Consider the following 16,966-nt stretch of genomic DNA (forward strand, 5'->3'; position numbering starts at 1 on the left):
TGTTTTTCACTCAAAGGCAAAGCCGTTTTCTCAGTACAATGCGTAAATAAACCTCGCACCAGGGTTACCCCGATCCGCTCCTCGCGCTCGGTCAGCGCCAGCTTGACGATCTTCACCTGCACGCGCTGCACGCGGCGGTCGCCGAGGAACAATGTCTCGCAGATATGGTCCGCCACCGCCTCGATCAGCTTGAAATGCACGCCCGCCGGCAAAGCGGTGGTGGCGGCATGCTTCAGGTCGAGATAGTTCTTCGATGCGGTGAGCGGCGTGTCCGGCTCGAACCGGTCGGGGAGGTCCAGGTCGACCGTGATCGAGATACGCAGGGGCTGGGGAAGATGCGTCTCTTCCGAATAGATGCCGGTGAGCACCGAGACGTCGAGATCGTGCACTTCGAGTTGCAGGCTGTCCATCGCGGCGCGCCTATCGCGCGGCGGTTGTGAAAGCCAGCGCTTGCCTTCGCGCGGGTGCGCGCTAAAGCGCCCCGCCCCGGTCTTTGCCGGCCCATGGAGGTCATGATCGAACTCATCCCCCTCGACACGGTCGCGCCCGATGCGGTGGAGCGGCTGCTGGATCGCGCCTTCGGCACCGATCGCCACGGCCGCACGGCCTACCGGTTGCGCAAGGGCGTGCGCGCGATCCCGGCGCTGAGCTTCGCGGCGATGGACCGCGATGTGCTGATCGGCAGCATCCAGTGCTGGCCGGTGCTGTTCGAGGGCGATGGCGGTGATAACGCGCCGATGGTGCTCGTCGGCCCGGTGGCAGTGGCGCCGGAGCGGCAGCAGGGCGGCATCGGCCGGCTGCTGATGGAGGCGAGCCTCGCCGCCGCGCATGAGTGGCGACTCGACGATGCGATGATGCTGGTCGGCGATCCCGAATATTACGCGCGATTCTTCGGCTTCTCCGCCGAGCGGACGGGCGGCTGGCGGTTGCCCGGCCCCTTCGAACCGCGCCGCCTGCTCGCCCGCGGCGAGCGGGTGCCGGCGGCCAGCGGCGAGGTCCGTCCGGCGCAGGTCGTTCCGGCGTAACCACGTCCGCACAACCTTCGGGACACGATCGTCACCCCAAACGTGACCCGGGATCGCGCGCCTTTCTGCGACTTCAAATGTTGGAGAAACACTGATCTGATCGCGGAGCGCGTGACACGAGCACGCGTATCGTCAGGACGATACGATCCCATGCCCGCTCGCCTGCCTATGCCTTCGACTCCGCTCAGGACGAACGGAGTGCTATGGATCGATCGAAGATCCGTATCGCATCGCGCCGGTGCCGCTTCGCTGTTGCGGCACAGGCGCATCGGTGTCGCGTCCGTGTCGCCTCGCGTTGCGAAGGTGTCGCGTCGCCGTCGCCTGCGCGTCGCCTTTGCCGGGAAATGTGCGCCGGTGCCTCAACCGTCTCAATTCGTCTCCGCTCGCATCGGCGCTGCCCGCCTTTACCCGCGCGGCGCCCGCCCCTACCTCACCGCCATGCCGATGCCCGCGCTGCCCGACCTCGACCAGCTGACGATCGCCGACATCGCGCGGCTCGCCGACGACCAACGGCTGCCGCCGGTCGAGCGCTGGCACCCGGACCATTGCGGCGACAGCGAGATGCGGATCGCGCGCGACGGCACCTGGTTCCACCAGGGCACGCCGATCGGTCGCCCGCAGATGGTGCGTGCGTTCAGCCGCATCCTGCGGCGCGAGCCGGATGGCGGGTACGTGCTGGTCACCCCGGTCGAGAAGCTGGACATCGCGGTGGAGGATGCGCCGTTCGTGGCGGTGGAGATGAAGGCCGAGGGTGAGGGCCGCAACGCGCGCCTCGCCTTCCGCCTGAACACCGGCGAACTCGTCGCCGCCGGGCCGGACCACCCGATCCGCTTCGCCCAGCATGAGGATGGGCCGCACCCGTACCTGCTGGTCCGCGGCGGGCTGGAGGCGCTGCTCGCCCGCACCGTCTATTACGAACTGGCCGAACGCGCGCTGGCCGAGGAGCCCGCTGGCGTGTGGAGCCACGGCGCCTTCTTCGCGTTCCCGGCTTGATGCTGGCCGAACGGCTGCGGCAGGCGCTGCATTCCGCGCACGGTCCCGAACTGGTGTTGCTGACCGGCGACCGACCGGACCTGCCGCTCGACGAGGCACAGACCCGCCCCGCCGCGGTGCTGGTCCCGGTGACCGACCGTGCCCGTCCCGGCGTGATCCTGACCCAGCGCACCGAGACGATGCGCCGCCATGCCGGGCAGGTCGCCTTTCCAGGCGGACGACTCGATCCCGGCGAGGATGCGGTCACCGCGGCGCTGCGCGAGGCGGAGGAGGAGATCGGCCTGCCGCCCGCGCTGGTGGAGGTGATCGGCACCGCCGACCGGTATCGCACCGTGACCGGCTATGCTGTTACCCCCGTGGTCGGCGTGGTGCCGCCCGACCTTCCGGTGGTGCCGAGCGAGGCGGAGGTGGCGAGCGTGTTCGAGGTGCCACTCGACTTCTTGCTCGACCATGCCAACCACCGGCAGGAGACGGTCGATTGGGAGGGCCGGACCCGCCATTATTACGAGATTCGCTGGGAGGATCGGCGCATCTGGGGCGCCACCGCGGCGATGATCGTCAACCTCGCCCGGCGGCTGCGATGGACCGCGTGATCGCGCCCGCGCGCTGGGAGGCGTTCCCCGGCCTTGCCGAACTCGTCGAGGCGCTGGACGCAGACGCCACCCGCGTGGTGGGCGGCGCGGTGCGCGACACTTTGATCGGCAAGCCGGTCTACGACGTCGATCTCGCCACCCGCCACGCGCCCGAGGAGAGCATGCGGCGGATCAAGGCGGCGGGGCTGAAGGCGGTGCCGACCGGGCTGAAGCACGGCACGGTCACCGCGGTGCTCGCCTCCGGCCAGCCGATCGAGGTGACGACGCTGCGCCGCGACGTCGAGACCGACGGACGGCATGCGGTGGTCGCCTTCACCGACGACTGGCGCGAGGATGCGGCGCGGCGCGACTTCACGATGAATGCGCTCTATGCCGACGTTCGGACCGGCGCGGTGCATGATCATTTCGACGGCTTGGGCGACCTCGCCGCCGGCCGTGTCCGCTTCATCGGCGATCCCTATCAGCGGATCGCCGAGGATCACCTGCGCATCCTGCGCTACTTCCGCTTTCACGCCCGGTTCGGCGACGCGATCGATGCCGCGGGGCTGAAGGCCTGCGCCGATCGCGCCAACGACCTGATGGCGCTCTCGCGCGAGCGGATCGCGGCAGAACTGCTGCGGCTGCTGGTCGCCCCGGCGGCGGTGCGGGTGACCGCGCTGATGGTGGAGAATGGCATCCTGCGCCCGGTGCTGCCGGAGATCGATGCTGCCGGCGTCGCACGCCTCGCCGCGCTGGCGGAGCGCGAGGCGGCCGCGGGCGTCGAAGCCGAAGCGGTCCGCCGGCTGGCGGCCCTGCTGCCGGCGGAAGTCGCCGAAGGGATCGGCGGCCGGCTGAAACTATCGAACGCGGATCGCAAGCGGCTGGTCGCCGCTACCGCGGGACCGGGAAGCGAGGGACCGCGCGCACTCGCCTATCGCTGCGGGCCGGCGATCGCGCGCGATCGGCTGCTGCTGGCCGGAGAGGACCCGGCGCCGATCATCGGCTGGGCGCCACCGCGCCTGCCGATCAGCGGCGGCGCGCTGGTGGAACGCGGCCTCGTCAACGGCCCCGGAGTCGCCGCCGCGCTGCGTGCTCTGGAGACGCGATGGATCGCGGAGGGCTTCCCGGACGCGGCGCGGGTCGCGGTGCTGGCGGACGAGGTGGTGGATCAGGCGTTGCGGTCGACCAGCAACGCATAGGCGGACTCGGCATCGACCGGGCGCGAGAAGGTGTAGCCCTGGCCATAGGTGCAGCCCAGCGCGGCAAGCGCCTGCGCCAGTTCGGGCGTCTCTATGCCTTCTGCCACCGTGGTCATGCCCAGCGCCTTGGCGAGCCCCAGGATGGCGCGGATGATCGACACTTTGTCGCGGTCGCCCAGCATGCCGGTGACGAGGCTGCGATCGATCTTGAGCACGTCGATCGGCAGGCGTTGGAGATAGGCAAGGTTCGAATAGCCGGTGCCGAAATCGTCCATCGCGATGGTCACGCCGAGCGCGCGCAGCGCGTGAAGGGCCTGTTCGATCCGCTCGGGCTCCGAAACCAACGCGCTTTCGGTCAGCTCGAGCTTGAGGCGATGCCCCTCGATGCCGTGGCGTGACAGAGAGTCCTTCACCACCAGTCCGATCTCGTCGCGCTGAAGCTGGATGGCGGAGACGTTGACGGTCACCTCGATGTCGTGATTGCCGCCACGCGCGTCCCAGCGCGCCAGCGTCGCCAGCGCTTCGTCGATGACCCAGCGGCCGAGCGGCAGGATGAGTCCTGATTCTTCTGCCACCGCGATGAACTGCTCGGGCGAGGCGAGCGCCGGGCCGGCGCCGATGCCGCGGGTCAGCGCCTCGAAGGCGGTGATCCGTCCGGTGGCAAGATCACAGATCGGCTGAAAAAAGAGCCTGAGACCATCGGTTTCGAGCGCACGGCGCAATGCCGTTTCGGTGGCGAAGCGCTCCCTCGCCTCCACGAAGGCGTCACTCTGATAGGCTTCCGGGCGCTTGCTGGCCTTGGCGCGCTTCATGGCGAACTGAGCGCGGCGGATCACGTCCTCCGCATCGGTGCCGGCATCGGGGCCGACGGCGATGCCGATTGCGCAGGAAATGCGCACCTCAAATTCGCTGAGCCGGAAGGGGTCGTTGAACATGGCGGCGATCCGTCGCGCCGCCTGCTCGGCCTCTTCCGGTCCGCTATCCAGCTGGAGCAGGATGCCGAACTCGTCTCCGCCGGTCCGCGCCAGCAGATCGTGCGCCCGAAGCGCACCCTGCATGCGGCGGGCGGCGGTGATGAGCAGCTCGTCGCCCGCCATCGATCCCAGGCACGTGTTGACCCGGTCGAACCTTTCCAGGTCGACCATCAGCACCGCGAACTGCCGCTGCGGCACCGATGCGACGTCCTCCAGCCGATCGGCGAAGCCGGCTCGGTTGAGCAGCCCGGTCAACGCGTCGGTGGTCATCTCGCGCGAAAGGGTCTGTCGGTTCCGCACCTCGCCGGTCTCGTCGATCAGGGTGACGACGCAGAGGTCCGGATCATGCTCCGTGCGGGTTAGAGATACGCGGTATTGGCGGCCACTGACCGCATCGTCGGTGCGCCAGGCGAACGATTCGGACCGGCCGTCACGCTCAAAGAAGGCGCTGATCCGCGCGTTGAGCAGGCCGGCGTGGAAAGCGTCGACCTCCAACTCCATCAGCGCACGGAACGCGGGATTGCGGTCTTGCCAGCCGGAGTCCGCCTTTCCGCGCATCGCGAGGGCGACCGGCACCGGCAGCAGGCGCAGCAGCGTCTGACACGACAGGTCCTCGCGCGCGAATGCGCCGACGGAACTTCTCAGGGGGGCGACCTTCACGCCACTGCAGTTACCGCCAAGCAGTTAACCCCGAATAAAGCGCTCGAGCCTTGCGATCAGAAGCGGTTGTCGCGCGGGAAGCCGACCGGGGGCATCCGGCCAGCGGCGCCGCGCGCGGCGCGCCACGGCGTCATGTCAGCCTCCGTGCGGGTCCGCCCGGTCTCACCGCCCATCGCCCAGCTGAGCCCGTCGGCGAAACGGAAGGGCAATGCATCGGACAGGCCGCCGTCGCGATAGCGCTGGAGCTGGACGCCCTGCCCGCGCACCATCTCCGCCACCTCGGCGAGAGGGAAGACCAGCATCTTCCGGTTCTCGCCGATCACGGCCAGATAGTCGGCGCCGGCGGGGAGCGGGCGGACCAGCATCAGTTTCTCGCCCGGCCGCGGCGTCATCACCGCCTTGCCCTTGCGCGTCTCCGCGATCACCTCCGCCACCGGGGCGACGAAGCCGCGGCCGTCGCTCGCGGCCAGCAGCAGCTTGTCGGCGGCGCGGGCGGGCAAAAGCGCGACGATGCCGACGCCGCCGTCGAGGTCGATGGTGGCGCGCACCGGCTCGCCGAAGCCGCGGCCGCCGGGCAATTTGTCGGCGGCCAGCGTGAAGAAGCGGCCGTTCTCCGCCGCGAGCAGCAGTTTGTCGGTGGTCTGGGCATGGAAGGCGAAGGCGGGGCCGTCGCCTTCCTTGAACTTCAGCGTCTCGGCGGCGGAAAGGTCGACATGACCCTTCATCGCGCGGATCCAGCCGCGCTGGGAGAGGATCACGGTGATCGGCTCGCGCTCGATCATCGCCTCCAGCGGGATGTCGCGGGTGGGCGCAGCTTCCTCGATGGTTGTACGGCGACGACCCAGCGGCGTCTCGGCGCCGTAGCGGTCGCGGATGCGGCGGAAGTCCTTCTTGAGCCGGGTTCGCTGGCGCGCGTCGGATCCGAGCAACTGTTCGAGATCCGCCTGCTCCTTCTCCAGCGCGTCCTGCTCGCAGCGCAGCTCCATCTCCTCCAGCCGGCGGAGACTGCGCAGGCGCATGTTGAGGATCGCCTCGGCCTGACGATCGGTGAGGCCGAACTCGGCCATCATCACCGGCTTGGGCTCATCCTCGGTGCGGATGATCTCGATCACGCGATCGAGGTTGAGGAAGGCGATGATGTAGCCGCGCACCAGCTCCAGCCGGTCGGCGATCTTGCCCAAGCGATGCTCGGTGCGGCGGCGCAGGACGACGAACTGGTGGTCCACCCAGGCGCTGAGCGCCTCGTGCAGGCTCATCACGCGCGGGGTGCGCTGGTGATCGAGCACGTTGAGGTTGAGGGGCACGCGCACTTCGAGGTCGCTGAGGCGGAACAGCCCGTCCATCAGCACCTGCGGGTCCACGGTGCGGCTGCGCGGTTCGAGGACGAGGCGGATGTCCTCCGCGCTCTCGTCGCGCACGTCGGCGAGGATCGGCAGCTTCTTGTCGTTCACCAGGGCGGCGATCTGCTCGATCAATTTGCCCTTCTGGACGCCGTACGGGATCTCGGTGACGACGATCTGCCAGCCGCCGCCCTTCTCGCGCTCGATTGCCCAGCGCGCGCGGACGCGGAAGGCGCCGCGGCCGGTAGCATAGGCCTCGCGGATCGCGGCGGGGCTGTCGACGGCGAGCCCGCCGGTGGGGAAGTCCGGCCCCTGCACATAGGTGAGCGGATCGGCGGCGGGATTGTCAACCAGCGCAGTCGCGGCGTCGAGCAGTTCGGCGGCGTTGTGCGGCGGGATGGCGGTGGCCATGCCCACCGCGATGCCGCTGGCGCCGTTCGCCAGCAGGTTGGGGAAGGCGCCCGGGAACAGCTCGGGCTCCTGCTCCTCGCCATTATAGGTGGGGCGGAAGGCGACCGCGTCTTCGTCCAGCCCCTCCATCAGGTCGATGGCAACTTGGGTCAGCCGCGCCTCGGTATACCGATAGGCGGCGGCGTTATCGCCATCGATGTTGCCGAAATTGCCCTGGCCGTCGACCAGGGGATAGCGGAGCGCGAAGTCCTGCGCGAGCCGGACCATCGCGTCATAGACCGACTGATCGCCGTGCGGATGGTATTTGCCGATCACGTCGCCAACGACGCGGGCGCACTTCTTGTAGCCCTGTGTGGGATCGAGCCGCAGCAGCCGCATCGCCCAGAGCAGGCGGCGGTGCACCGGTTTCAGCCCGTCGCGCACGTCCGGCAGCGAGCGCGCGGTGATCGTCGACAGGGCGTAGACGAGGTAGCGTTCGCTGAGCGCGCTGTCGAACGGGGCGTCGAGGATGCCGACGGGCGGCTCGGGAGGCACGGTCAGGTCGGTCGCCATGCGCTCCGCCTAGCAGCGGACGCCCTTGTTCCACAACCGTTCCGGTTTCAGCGCGCGAGCCGCGCCGGCAGGAACGTCCGCCGGGACAGCAGCGCCGCCGAAACCAGCGAGACGAGCACGCCGACCGGGAAGATTTCGGTGAAGGTGAGCGGCATGCGGTACAGCGGATTGCGGTAGCTCGCCTCAAAGGCGCGCGCTTCGGCCACGGCCTTGTCCAGCGCCGCACCGGTGGCGCCGCCCGCCCTGGCGCCGTCGATCATCATCTGCGCGAACGCACCCGCGAAGTCGCGCCCGCTGAGCGCAATCGTGAGCTCCCAAGCGAGCACGTAGAACACGCCCGCCACGACCGACACGCCCAGCCCCACCGCCAGCGCCGGCCAGAAGCCGATCGTGCCGCCGCGCGCGCCGTCCCGCTCCTGCTTGATCGCGACGAAAACGAAACTGAGCGCGACCAGCATGGTGAGGTAGCCCACCGCCATGCCGACCGTGCCAACCACCCGGTCGAAGAAGAGCAGCATGGTGACGATCAGCGCAATGCCGGCGATCGCGCCGGCGATCGTGCCGTTGCGCAGGATGGTGGCGGTCATGTCCGATTCCCCTCGTTCGTGGAGGCGCCAGCATGATGGGTCCGCGCCCGCCCGCCTATCGCCCGAACGGGTGATTCCGTCCGCTCACCCGTCCGGATCAGGGCAGCAGCCCCATCGCCCGCGCCCGCGCGATCGCCTCCGTGCGGCGGCGCGCCTCCAGCTTGGCATAGAGGTTGGAAAGGTGGGTCTTGACCGTGTTGGGAGAGACATCGAGCCGACGCGCGATCTCCTTGTTGGACAGGCCGGCGGCGAGCGCCTCCAACACGGTCCGCTCCCGCGCGCTGATGCCGAGCGTCGCCTCCGGCTCGCGCAGCGGTTGCGCCGGACGGGTCAACCGCCAGCCGAGGAACAGTCCGAGCGCCAGGAAGGCGGTGCCTGCCACCGCGACCGCGACCGACGCCGGCATGGCCCGCATCGCCCGGCGATAGTCGATCCAGTCGAGCAGCAGCGTCCCCGCGGCAAGCGCCGCGCCATAGCCGAGGAGCGTTGCGGCGCGGCGCAGGCGATCGCGGGTCACCGAATCAAGATGCCTGCTGATGTGGTACACAGCAAGCGTCAGGCACTCCGGTCCCGCGCGATCTCGGCGAGCAGCCACGTGCGGAAACGGACGATCTTGGGCGCGCGGCGGCGATGTTCGGGGCAGACGAACCAATAGCCATAGCCGCGCGTCGACACCTGATCGGACAGGAGGACCAGCCGCCCCTCGGCCAGATCCTTGCGCCACAGGAAGGGCGTCAGCATCGCCGCCCCCTGCCCTGCCATTGCGGCATGCCCCTCATGCGCCTGGGAATCGAGGCGGATGCCCGAGCGCAAGCTACCTTCGGGCGCCTCCACCCCCGCTTCCGCCAGCCAGTACGCCCACCAGGGATCATGCGGGCTGACCAACGGGACCGTGAGCAGGTCCTCTGCGGCGATCCGCCCGCCATGGGCGGCGAGAAACGCCGGACTGCACATCGGCGTGAAGTCCACCGGCAGCAGCAGGTCCGCGGCCAGCCCCGGCCAGCCGCCCCGTCCGGCACGAATGGCCGCGTCGACATCGTCCGAGATGAAGTCGGTCAGTGCGTCGCTGGTCAGCATCCGCACCGCCATGTCCGAGTGCGCGACCTGGAAGCCGCCGATCTTCCACGCCAGCCAGGTGCTGGCGAAGGTGTTGGTACATGACAGGGTGAGCAACCGCTCGTCATCCGCGCGCAGGCCGGCGAAAGCGGCATCCATCGCGTCGAAGGCGCGGGTCAGTTCGGCGGCGACCCGCGCGCCCGGATCGGTGAGCAGCACGCGCCGGCCCTCGCGCCGGAACATCGGGACGCCCAGCCGCTCGGCGAGCACGCGCATCTGATAGCTCACCGCCGCCTGCGTCATGCCGAGCTCCTCCGCCGCCGCGGTGAAGTTCTGATGGCGCGCGGCCGCCTCGAACACCCGGACGGCAGCGAGCGGGGGCAGGCGACGCATAGCAAGATTCATAAGTCCAGCTTGTGAATCGTGTCGAGCGCTTTGTTGGCGCCTCGCCTGCCGATACGCCATTTCAGCGGGGCTGATCGAAGCATCGGAGAAGCGCGATGAGAGACGATTTCCTTTCCGCTGACTGGGCACGCGAGCACCGCAAGACCGGGCGCGATTTCCATAAGGTCCTTAAACATATCGCGCGTGCCTGGGTCCGGCTCAGCGCCATCCAGTTCGACGCGCCCTGGAGGCGACGGGCAACACGCCACTGAGCGGTGGCCGAAGGAGCGGAAGTCGCGTAGCGTGGAACGTGATGCGACTTCCGCTTGCCCTCGCCTCCTTGATGCTGATGACCGCCGCCACCGAATCCGCGCTGCTCACCTGGAATGACCTTTCCGCCCGGCCCAGGGCCGATGCGGACAAGACGATCGCCTATGGCGCGGACCAGATGCAGAAGGTGGACCTGTGGCTGCCGAAAGGCCCCGGCCCGCACCCAGTGGTGCTGATGGTGCACGGCGGCTGCTGGCAGACCAGCATCGCCGATCGCTCGATCATGGACTGGGTCGCCGCGGACCTGCGGGCGGACGGCTATGCGGTGTGGAACATCGACTATCGCGGTGTCGACCGCGCGGGCGGCGGCTTTCCCGGCACCTTCGCCGATGCCGCCGCGGCGGCGGACCTGCTGTTCGACAAAGCGGCTGAGTATCGGCTCGATCCCGCGCGCGTGGTCGTCGTCGGCCATTCGGCGGGCGGGCATCTGGCATTGTGGCTCGCCGGGCGGCACCGGTTGCAGGCGAGCCATGTCCTGTATCGCCCGGCGCCGCTGCCGGTGCGCGCGGTGATCAGCCTGGGCGGGCTGCCCGACCTGGAGGCGGTGGCGGCCAGCCCGGACAACGGCTGCGGCACCGAGGTGGTCGGCAGGCTGCTCGGGCCGGGGCGCGACTTCGCCAACACCAGCGTGCCGCGGTTGCTGCCGCTGGGCGTGCCGCAGCATCTGGTGAACGGGCGCGAGGACCGGATCATCCCCTATCGCATGGCGACCGACTATGTGGCGCGGGCGAAGGCGGCGGATGATGCGGCGGTGCTGCACGAGGTGCCGCAGACCGGCCATGTCGAACTGGTGACGCCGGGAACGGCAGCGTGGGCGGAGACCAAGCGGCTGATTCGCCAGATCCTCTCCGGCACGGGGAGGGGGACCGCCGCGCGTACCGAGGGGGTGGAGGGGCGTTCGCCACAAGCGGATCGCCCAGCCGCACCGCCCCTCCACCAGCCTGCGGCTGGTTCCCCTCCCCGTTCCGGGGAGGAACAGCAGTGACCTTGGACGACGCCCTCGTCCTCGACGCCGCCGACCCGCTTGCTCCCTTCCGCGAGCGCTTCGCACTGCCGGAAGGCGTGCTCTACCTCGATGGCAACTCGCTCGGCCCCCTGCCCCGCGCGACGCCCGATGCGCTCGCCGACGCAACCGCCCGGCAATGGGGCGAGCGGCTGATCCGCAGCTGGAACGAGGGCTGGATCGAGGCGCCGCAGCGGATCGGGGCGAAGATCGCGCCGCTGATCGGCGCGGCGACGGACGAGGTGATCGTCGGCGATTCGACCTCCACCCACCTGTTCAAGGCGCTGGTCGCGGCGCTGCGGGTCGATCCGGCGCGGCGCACGGTGGTGAGCGAGACGGGCAACTTCCCCACCGATCTCCACGTCGCCGAGGGCGCGGTCGGCTGCGTGCCCGGCGCGACGCTGGTGGCGGTGCCGCGCGACCGGCTCGCCGAGGCGATCGGCGACGACACCGCGGTCGTGCTGCTCACCCAGGTCCACTACAAGACCGCCGAACGCTTCGACCTCGCCGCATGGACCGCCCGCGCCCACGCCGCCGGCGCGCTGGTGCTGTGGGACCTCAGCCACAGCGTCGGCGCCATCCCCGTCGATCTGAACGCGGCCGACGCGGACCTCGCGGTCGGCTGCACCTACAAGTACCTCAACGGCGGCCCCGGCGCGCCGGCGTTCCTGTATGTGGCGAAGCGCTGGCAGCAGCGGCTGGTGAGCCCTCTATCCGGTTGGATGGGCCACGCCGCGCCGTTCGACTTCGAGGATGGCTATCGCCCGGCAGAGGGGATGAAGCGCTGGCTGGTCGGCACGCCCTCGGTGCTCGCCATTGCCGCGCTGGAGGCGGCGCTGGACCTGTGGGGCGCGGTGGACATGACCGCGCTGGCGGCGAAGGGCGCGGCGCTGTACGACATCATGGCGGCGGCGGGCGACGCGCTCGGGCTGGAATGCATCACCCCGCGCGATCCGGCGCGGCGCGGCAGCCACATCAGCTTCCGCCACGCGCATGCGTGGGAGATATCGCAGGCCCTGATCGCACGCGGCCTGATCGGCGACTTCCGCGCGCCGGACGTGCTGCGGCTGGGGCTGACGCCGCTCTACCTCAGCCACGCCGACGTGTGGCGCGCTGGTGCGATGCTGGCGGAGGTGGTGCGGTCGGAGGAGTGGCGCGACCCACGGTTTGCGGTGAGGGCGGCTGTGACCTGACGAGCACACAGCATTTCCGTTCGTCGATATATTTGCACAGTTGAACGCATCATCGACTTATGTGATCGGGATTGTCGTCCTGCATCCGGAGGTCCAATGAAGCGTCTGGTCGCCGCCGCCCTGCTCCTTTCCGCTGCTGCGTGCAGCAAAGCCCCGGAATCGGGCGAGGTGCCCGACCTTGCCGGCAATGCCACCGCCGGGATCGCCTTCACCTACGGATACGCTTTCGAACTGCCCTCGCGTGCCATTGCCGAACTCCAGGAAGCGCATGCGCAGGCCTGCGAGCGGGTGGGCATGGCGAACTGCCGGATCACCGGACTGTCGTACAATGTCGATCGCGACGGCACCGCCCGTGCCTCGCTCAGCGTCAAGGTGGCAAGCCGCATCGCCCGGCGCTTCGGCCGTGAGGCGGTGGTCACCGCCGAGCGCGGGGGCGCCACCCTGGTCGGCGCCGAGATCAGCGGCGAGGAAACGACGCCCGAGGCCTCGGCGGCCGCGTCGCAAGTCGCGCAGGGTGATATCGCAACGCTCGACCGCCAGATCGCCGATCCGAAGCTCTCGCCCGCCGAGCGCGCCGAACTGCGCGCGCAGCGGGCACAGCAGGTCGCCGCCGCGCGGACCAGCGCCGCCGATGCCGATGCCGCGCGCGCACGGATCGCAACCACGCCGATGGCGTTCAGCTACCAGACCGGCCACGGAGTCGGCTTTGGCAATGCGCTGCGCGACAACGCCGACACCGCGCTCGGTTCCGCGCGGATGACGCTGATCGGCGCCACCTGGCTGCTCGCCACGTTCGGCCCGCCCGCGCTGCTCTTGCTACTGCTATGGCTGGTCTGGCGGCGCTGGGGCCGGCACTGGTGGGATCGCGTGTTCGGCGGACCCGCCGCCTGATTGCGCCCCCGCCCCCCTTCCCCTATACGCCCCGCTCAACCCGCCCCGGCTCCGCCCTCCCGCGTCGCCGGGGCCGCTTCATTCAGGGGTTTCCGCATGGCGCGCCGCCGGCAGATCTACGAGGGCAAGGCCAAGATCCTGTACGAGGGTCCGGAGCCCGGCACCCTGATCCAGTATTTCAAGGACGACGCCACCGCGTTCAACGCCCAGAAGAAGGGCACGATCAACGGCAAGGGCGTGCTCAACAACCGCATTAGCGAGCATGTCTTCACCCTGCTCGACATGATCGGCGTGCCGACCCACTTCATCCGCCGCCTCAACATGCGCGAGCAATTGGTGCGCCAGGTGGAGATCGTGCCGATCGAGGTGGTGGTGCGCAACTTCGCCGCCGGCTCGCTCTCCACCCGGCTGGGGATCGAGGAAGGCACCAAGCTGCCCCGCACGATCATCGAATATTACTACAAGGACGATGCGCTCGGCGATCCGATGATCTCGGACGAGCATATCGCCGCTTTCGGCTGGGCCAGCCAGGACGAGATGCACGACATCCAGGACCTCGCGATCCGGGTGAACGACTTTCTGTGCGGGCTGTTCGCCGGGGTCGGCATCAAGCTGGTCGACTTCAAGCTGGAGTTCGGCCGGGTGTGGGACAATGACTGGTCGCGCATCATCCTGGCGGACGAGATCAGCCCCGACGGCTGCCGCCTGTGGGACATCGAGACCAACGAGAAGATGGACAAGGACCGCTTCCGCCGCGACCTGGGCGGCGAGGCGGAGGCCTATCAGGAGGTCGCGCGGCGGCTGGGCCTGTTCAAGGACGGCGAGGAGACCGCCGTGCTCGATCTCGAGAAGCACCGGCAGAAGCGGGGCAAGTGATGAAGGTTAAGGTTCACGTCACCCTCAAGCCGGGCGTGCTCGACCCGCAGGGCAAGGCGATCGAGCATGCGCTCTCCGGCCTGGGCTTCTCGGGCGTCGAGGGCGTGCGGGTGGGCAAGCTGGTCGAGCTCGATCTGGCGGACGGCACCAGCCCCGACGATGTCGATGCGATGTGCCGCAAGCTCCTCGCCAATACGGTGATCGAGAATTACCGGGTGGAACAGGCCGCGTGAAGACGGCGGTCATCGTCTTCCCCGGCTCCAATTGCGACCGCGACCTCGCCGTCGCGCTGGAGCAGGTGACGGGCAAGAAGCCCGAGATGGTCTGGCACCGCGACACCGACCTGCCCAACGGCGTCGGCCTGGTGGCGGTGCCCGGCGGCTTTTCCTATGGCGATTACCTGCGCTCGGGCGCAATGGCGGCGCGCTCGCCGATCATGGGCGCGGTGGCCGAGGCGGCGGGCAAGGGCCTGCCGGTGCTGGGCGTGTGCAACGGCTTCCAGGTGCTGACAGAGGCGGGGCTGCTGCCCGGCGCGCTGATGCGCAACGCCGGCCTGGGTTTCGTCTGCCGCGACGTCGCGCTGACGGTGGAAAATGCGCAGTCCGCCTTCACCAGCCGCTACCAGGCGGGCGAGACCATCACCGTGCCGGTGGCGCACCATGACGGCAATTACTTCGCCGATGCCGACACGCTCGACCGACTCGAAGGCGAGGGCCGCGTCGCGTTTCGTTACCGCGAAGAGGTCAACGGCAGCGCCCGCGGCATCGCCGGCATCCTCAATGCAGGCGGCAACGTGCTGGGCATGATGCCCCACCCCGAGCGCAAGGTGGAAGCCGCACACGGCGGCACTGATGGCCGCCGCTTGTTCGAGGGGCTGCTGGAGCTGGTTGGCTAGACGCCTGCCCGGAACGGCGTGAAGTCCGTTCCATGATCATACACGTCCAGCCCCTCGGCCCGCTTGAGCCAGCCGACCACCCCATAGGTCACCGGCGTCAGCACTACTTCCCAGCCCACCTTGAGCGCCCACTGGGTAAACAGGACGGTCACCACCAGCTCGCCCGTCCAGCCCTCCGCGCCCAGGAAGGCGGCGGGGTAGAAGATCAGGCTGTCCACCCCCTGCCCGGCGATGGTCGAGCCGATGGTCCGCATCCACAGGTGTCGGCCGCCGGTCGCCAGCTTCATCCGCGCCAGCACGAAGGAGTTGACGAACTCCCCCGCCCAGAAGGCGATCACGCTGGCGAAGACGATGCGCGGCACCTGGCCGAACACCGTCTCGTACGCCGCCTGGTTGGTCCAGCTCGGCGCGGGCGGCAGCGCCACCACCACCCAGCTCATGAACGCCATGAACAGCACCGCCGCGAACCCCGCCCAGATCACCCGGCGCGCACGGGCATAGCCGTACACTTCGGTCAGCACGTCGCCGATGACATAGCCTATGGGGAAGAACAGAATGCCCGCACCGAACGGCCAGTGGCCGACGCCCGGCAGCCACACCTGCGCCACCTTGCCCGCGCCCAGCACGTTGGACAGCAGCAGGATGGCGACGAACGCCGCCATGACGAAGTCATAATAGCGCAGCGATCGCCCCGCGATCGCCTGCGCCGCGACGCGGCCGGGCTGCTCCTCGCTCATTCCCGCCATCATGCCGCCCGTTTCGCGCCGCCGCAATCCGCGCTACGGGGACGCGGCGCGCGCCCGTAGCTCAGCTGGATAGAGCACGAGCCTTCTAAGCTTGGGGTCACAGGTTCGAACCCTGTCGGGCGCGCCATCCACGTATAGCGCCTTGCGCCTTACTCCCCGGCCAGATCAATGCCAGCGATCGGCAGACCGGTGTAAACCGCCGACCGCAGCCTCATCGATGTAACCAGGCCCCGCCTATCGGCGAAGTTTGGGTGATCGCGCACCCACCCCTGTCGGTCAACGCGTCTCCAGACGTCGCTTTCGGATCGGGTCGACATGGCTTCCAATGGGAATTCAAGATGATGTGTTGCCAGCCCATGCGCCTCGGGCGCCAGATCCTAAGACTCGCGGCAGCAGCCATCTTGTCACTTGGCCTCGCGCCGGCAGCATGGTCCGCTCCACAGCTATCGTCTCACTCGACCACGACCTACCACAAGGTGCAGGTCGACGGCGTCGGGGTCTTCTATCGCGAAGCCGGACCCAAATATGCGCCGACCATTGTTTTGCTGCATGGTTTTCCGACATCGTCTCGCCAGTATGAAGCGTTGATCCCGCTTCTGGCCACCCGCTACCACATCATAGCACCAGATTATCCGGGCTTTGGACAGAGCGACGCGCCCGACCCGTCCGTGTTTCCCTATACGTTCGACCATCTCGCGAAGGTGATGGACGGTCTGCTCGTCCGCCTGAAGATCGATCGTTACAGCCTTTACATTCACGACTACGGGGCGCCGATCGGTTTCCGTTTGATGCTCGCGCATCCAGAGCGCTTGCACGCATTAATCATCCAGAATGGCAATGCCTATCGAGAAGGCTTGGGAAAGAAGTGGCCCGGCATCGCGGCATTCTGGGCGGCCCCGAACGCTCATCCGGAAGTACCGGACACCTTCCTGTCGTTCGATACGACGATGCAGCGTCATACCGCGGGCAGTATGCACCCCGAGCGCTACAATCCCGACGCGTGGTTAGGTGAGTTTGCTCACCTCTCGAAACCCGGACAACGCGCGATCCAGTCAAAATTACTCTACGACTATCGAACCAATATCGCGGCCTATCCGCAATGGCAGACTTGGCTGCGCGAACATAGACCGCCGACCCTGGTCGTGTGGGGCGCCAATGACCCCTCCTTCATCGCGGCAGGAGGTGCGGCATTCAAGAAGGACGTGCCCAATGCGGAGATTCACTTGCTCGACGCAGGTCACTTCGCTCTCGACGAGAAAACCGACGAGATTGCCGGGCT

General features: G+C 68.6%; 19 protein-coding genes and 1 tRNA gene. 13 read left to right on the top strand and 7 right to left on the bottom strand.

The annotated features are described in order from the left end of the window. A partial coding sequence (locus ACFDTH_RS13690; RefSeq protein ID WP_375288102.1) for a dihydroneopterin aldolase occupies nucleotides 1-410 on the bottom strand: 410 nt, incomplete at its 3' end. Between the two features lie 102 nt (nucleotides 411-512). Here ACFDTH_RS13690 and ACFDTH_RS13695 point away from each other — a divergent pair. The 4 genes from ACFDTH_RS13695 (at nucleotide 513) to ACFDTH_RS13710 (ending at nucleotide 3,789) form a co-directional block, all read left to right on the top strand. Further along, nucleotides 513-1,025, top strand: coding sequence for a GNAT family N-acetyltransferase (locus ACFDTH_RS13695; protein WP_375288103.1), 513 nt, complete (start codon nucleotides 513-515; stop codon nucleotides 1,023-1,025). 438 nt (nucleotides 1,026-1,463) lie between these two features. After that, entirely contained in the window at nucleotides 1,464-2,018 is a 555-nt protein-coding gene (locus ACFDTH_RS13700) for a DUF1285 domain-containing protein (protein ID WP_375288104.1), read from the top strand. After that, nucleotides 2,015-2,611, top strand: coding sequence for a CoA pyrophosphatase (locus ACFDTH_RS13705; protein WP_375288105.1), 597 nt, complete (start codon nucleotides 2,015-2,017; stop codon nucleotides 2,609-2,611). The genes ACFDTH_RS13700 and ACFDTH_RS13705 overlap by 4 nt, the downstream gene beginning before the upstream one ends. Then, the gene (locus ACFDTH_RS13710; RefSeq protein ID WP_375288106.1) at nucleotides 2,599-3,789 is read left to right on the top strand and encodes a CCA tRNA nucleotidyltransferase; all 1,191 of its coding nucleotides are present in this window, start codon (nucleotides 2,599-2,601) and stop codon (nucleotides 3,787-3,789) included. The genes ACFDTH_RS13705 and ACFDTH_RS13710 overlap by 13 nt, the downstream gene beginning before the upstream one ends. On the opposite strand, the gene ACFDTH_RS13715 is transcribed toward ACFDTH_RS13710, so the two are convergent. From ACFDTH_RS13715 to ACFDTH_RS13735, 5 genes are all read right to left on the bottom strand, one after another. Beyond that, the gene (locus ACFDTH_RS13715; protein ID WP_375288107.1) at nucleotides 3,759-5,423 is read right to left on the bottom strand and encodes a putative bifunctional diguanylate cyclase/phosphodiesterase; all 1,665 of its coding nucleotides are present in this window, start codon (nucleotides 5,421-5,423) and stop codon (nucleotides 3,759-3,761) included. The two genes, ACFDTH_RS13710 and ACFDTH_RS13715, sit on opposite strands and share 31 nt — an antisense overlap. A 56-nt stretch (nucleotides 5,424-5,479) precedes the next feature. Beyond that, a complete protein-coding gene (gene parC, locus ACFDTH_RS13720) occupies nucleotides 5,480-7,726 on the bottom strand; it encodes a DNA topoisomerase IV subunit A (RefSeq protein WP_375288108.1) in 2,247 nt (748 codons plus the stop codon). A 47-nt stretch (nucleotides 7,727-7,773) separates the two neighbouring features. Further along, nucleotides 7,774-8,313: a DUF4199 domain-containing protein gene (locus ACFDTH_RS13725; RefSeq protein WP_375288109.1), complete on the bottom strand. Its 540-nt coding sequence runs from the start codon at nucleotides 8,311-8,313 to the stop codon at nucleotides 7,774-7,776. A gap of 97 nt (nucleotides 8,314-8,410) precedes the next feature. Then, nucleotides 8,411-8,830: a response regulator transcription factor gene (locus tag ACFDTH_RS13730; protein WP_375288110.1), complete on the bottom strand. Its 420-nt coding sequence runs from the start codon at nucleotides 8,828-8,830 to the stop codon at nucleotides 8,411-8,413. A 38-nt stretch (nucleotides 8,831-8,868) separates the two neighbouring features. Then, a complete protein-coding gene (locus ACFDTH_RS13735) occupies nucleotides 8,869-9,762 on the bottom strand; it encodes a LysR substrate-binding domain-containing protein (protein ID WP_375288111.1) in 894 nt (297 codons plus the stop codon). A 107-nt stretch (nucleotides 9,763-9,869) separates the two neighbouring features. Between ACFDTH_RS13735 and ACFDTH_RS13740 the strand changes: the two genes are divergently transcribed. The 7 genes from ACFDTH_RS13740 to purQ all read left to right on the top strand — a co-directional run bounded on the left by ACFDTH_RS13740 (nucleotide 9,870) and on the right by purQ (nucleotide 14,941). Beyond that, a complete protein-coding gene (locus tag ACFDTH_RS13740) occupies nucleotides 9,870-10,025 on the top strand; it encodes a hypothetical protein (protein ID WP_375288112.1) in 156 nt (51 codons plus the stop codon). 77 nt (nucleotides 10,026-10,102) lie between these two features. After that, nucleotides 10,103-11,068 (top strand): alpha/beta hydrolase family protein, encoded by a 966-nt coding sequence (locus ACFDTH_RS13745; RefSeq protein WP_375288113.1) that lies wholly within the window; start codon nucleotides 10,103-10,105, stop codon nucleotides 11,066-11,068. Continuing rightward, nucleotides 11,065-12,279: a kynureninase gene (gene kynU, locus ACFDTH_RS13750; protein ID WP_375288114.1), complete on the top strand. Its 1,215-nt coding sequence runs from the start codon at nucleotides 11,065-11,067 to the stop codon at nucleotides 12,277-12,279. Before ACFDTH_RS13745 ends, kynU begins: the two co-directional genes overlap by 4 nt. Nucleotides 12,280-12,375: 96 nt before the next feature. Further along, nucleotides 12,376-13,170 (top strand): hypothetical protein, encoded by a 795-nt coding sequence (locus tag ACFDTH_RS13755; RefSeq protein ID WP_375288115.1) that lies wholly within the window; start codon nucleotides 12,376-12,378, stop codon nucleotides 13,168-13,170. Nucleotides 13,171-13,266: 96 nt separating this feature from the next. Beyond that, nucleotides 13,267-14,046, top strand: a complete 780-nt coding sequence (gene purC / locus ACFDTH_RS13760) for a phosphoribosylaminoimidazolesuccinocarboxamide synthase (RefSeq protein ID WP_375288116.1) — start codon at nucleotides 13,267-13,269, stop codon at nucleotides 14,044-14,046. Continuing rightward, nucleotides 14,046-14,279: a phosphoribosylformylglycinamidine synthase subunit PurS gene (purS, locus tag ACFDTH_RS13765; protein WP_375288118.1), complete on the top strand. Its 234-nt coding sequence runs from the start codon at nucleotides 14,046-14,048 to the stop codon at nucleotides 14,277-14,279. The genes purC and purS overlap by 1 nt, the downstream gene beginning before the upstream one ends. After that, the gene (gene purQ / locus ACFDTH_RS13770; RefSeq protein WP_375288119.1) at nucleotides 14,276-14,941 is read left to right on the top strand and encodes a phosphoribosylformylglycinamidine synthase subunit PurQ; all 666 of its coding nucleotides are present in this window, start codon (nucleotides 14,276-14,278) and stop codon (nucleotides 14,939-14,941) included. The genes purS and purQ overlap by 4 nt, the downstream gene beginning before the upstream one ends. Here purQ and ACFDTH_RS13775 read toward each other — a convergent pair. Beyond that, nucleotides 14,938-15,678, bottom strand: coding sequence for a queuosine precursor transporter (locus ACFDTH_RS13775; RefSeq protein WP_375288120.1), 741 nt, complete (start codon nucleotides 15,676-15,678; stop codon nucleotides 14,938-14,940). The genes purQ and ACFDTH_RS13775 overlap by 4 nt on opposite strands. Nucleotides 15,679-15,737: 59 nt before the next feature. On the opposite strand from ACFDTH_RS13775, the gene ACFDTH_RS13780 reads away from it, so the two are divergent. Together ACFDTH_RS13780 and ACFDTH_RS13785 are read left to right on the top strand one after the other, a co-directional pair. Further along, nucleotides 15,738-15,814, top strand: a tRNA-Arg gene (locus ACFDTH_RS13780). Nucleotides 15,815-16,043: 229 nt separating this feature from the next. After that, on the top strand, nucleotides 16,044-16,966 hold a 923-nt coding region (locus ACFDTH_RS13785), incomplete at its 3' end, for an alpha/beta fold hydrolase (protein ID WP_375288121.1).

This window comes from Sphingomonas sp. (assembly GCF_042096255.1).
Classification (GTDB): Bacteria; Pseudomonadota; Alphaproteobacteria; order Sphingomonadales; family Sphingomonadaceae; genus Sphingomonas.

Excerpts from the sequence above, each read along its gene's own strand:
- ACFDTH_RS13695 (WP_375288103.1), top strand. The coding sequence starts at position 513 with ATGATCGAACTCATCCCCCTCGACACGGTCGCGCCCGATGCGGTGGAG.
- ACFDTH_RS13700 (WP_375288104.1), top strand. The coding sequence starts at position 1,464 with ATGCCGATGCCCGCGCTGCCCGACCTCGACCAGCTGACGATCGCCGAC.
- ACFDTH_RS13710 (WP_375288106.1), top strand. The coding sequence starts at position 2,599 with ATGGACCGCGTGATCGCGCCCGCGCGCTGGGAGGCGTTCCCCGGCCTT.
- parC (WP_375288108.1), bottom strand. The coding sequence starts at position 7,726 with ATGGCGACCGACCTGACCGTGCCTCCCGAGCCGCCCGTCGGCATCCTC.
- ACFDTH_RS13725 (WP_375288109.1), bottom strand. The coding sequence starts at position 8,313 with ATGACCGCCACCATCCTGCGCAACGGCACGATCGCCGGCGCGATCGCC.
- ACFDTH_RS13735 (WP_375288111.1), bottom strand. The coding sequence starts at position 9,762 with ATGCGTCGCCTGCCCCCGCTCGCTGCCGTCCGGGTGTTCGAGGCGGCC.
- ACFDTH_RS13740 (WP_375288112.1), top strand. The coding sequence starts at position 9,870 with ATGAGAGACGATTTCCTTTCCGCTGACTGGGCACGCGAGCACCGCAAG.
- ACFDTH_RS13745 (WP_375288113.1), top strand. The coding sequence starts at position 10,103 with ATGACCGCCGCCACCGAATCCGCGCTGCTCACCTGGAATGACCTTTCC.
- ACFDTH_RS13755 (WP_375288115.1), top strand. The coding sequence starts at position 12,376 with ATGAAGCGTCTGGTCGCCGCCGCCCTGCTCCTTTCCGCTGCTGCGTGC.
- purC (WP_375288116.1), top strand. The coding sequence starts at position 13,267 with ATGGCGCGCCGCCGGCAGATCTACGAGGGCAAGGCCAAGATCCTGTAC.
- purS (WP_375288118.1), top strand. The coding sequence starts at position 14,046 with ATGAAGGTTAAGGTTCACGTCACCCTCAAGCCGGGCGTGCTCGACCCG.
- ACFDTH_RS13775 (WP_375288120.1), bottom strand. The coding sequence starts at position 15,678 with ATGAGCGAGGAGCAGCCCGGCCGCGTCGCGGCGCAGGCGATCGCGGGG.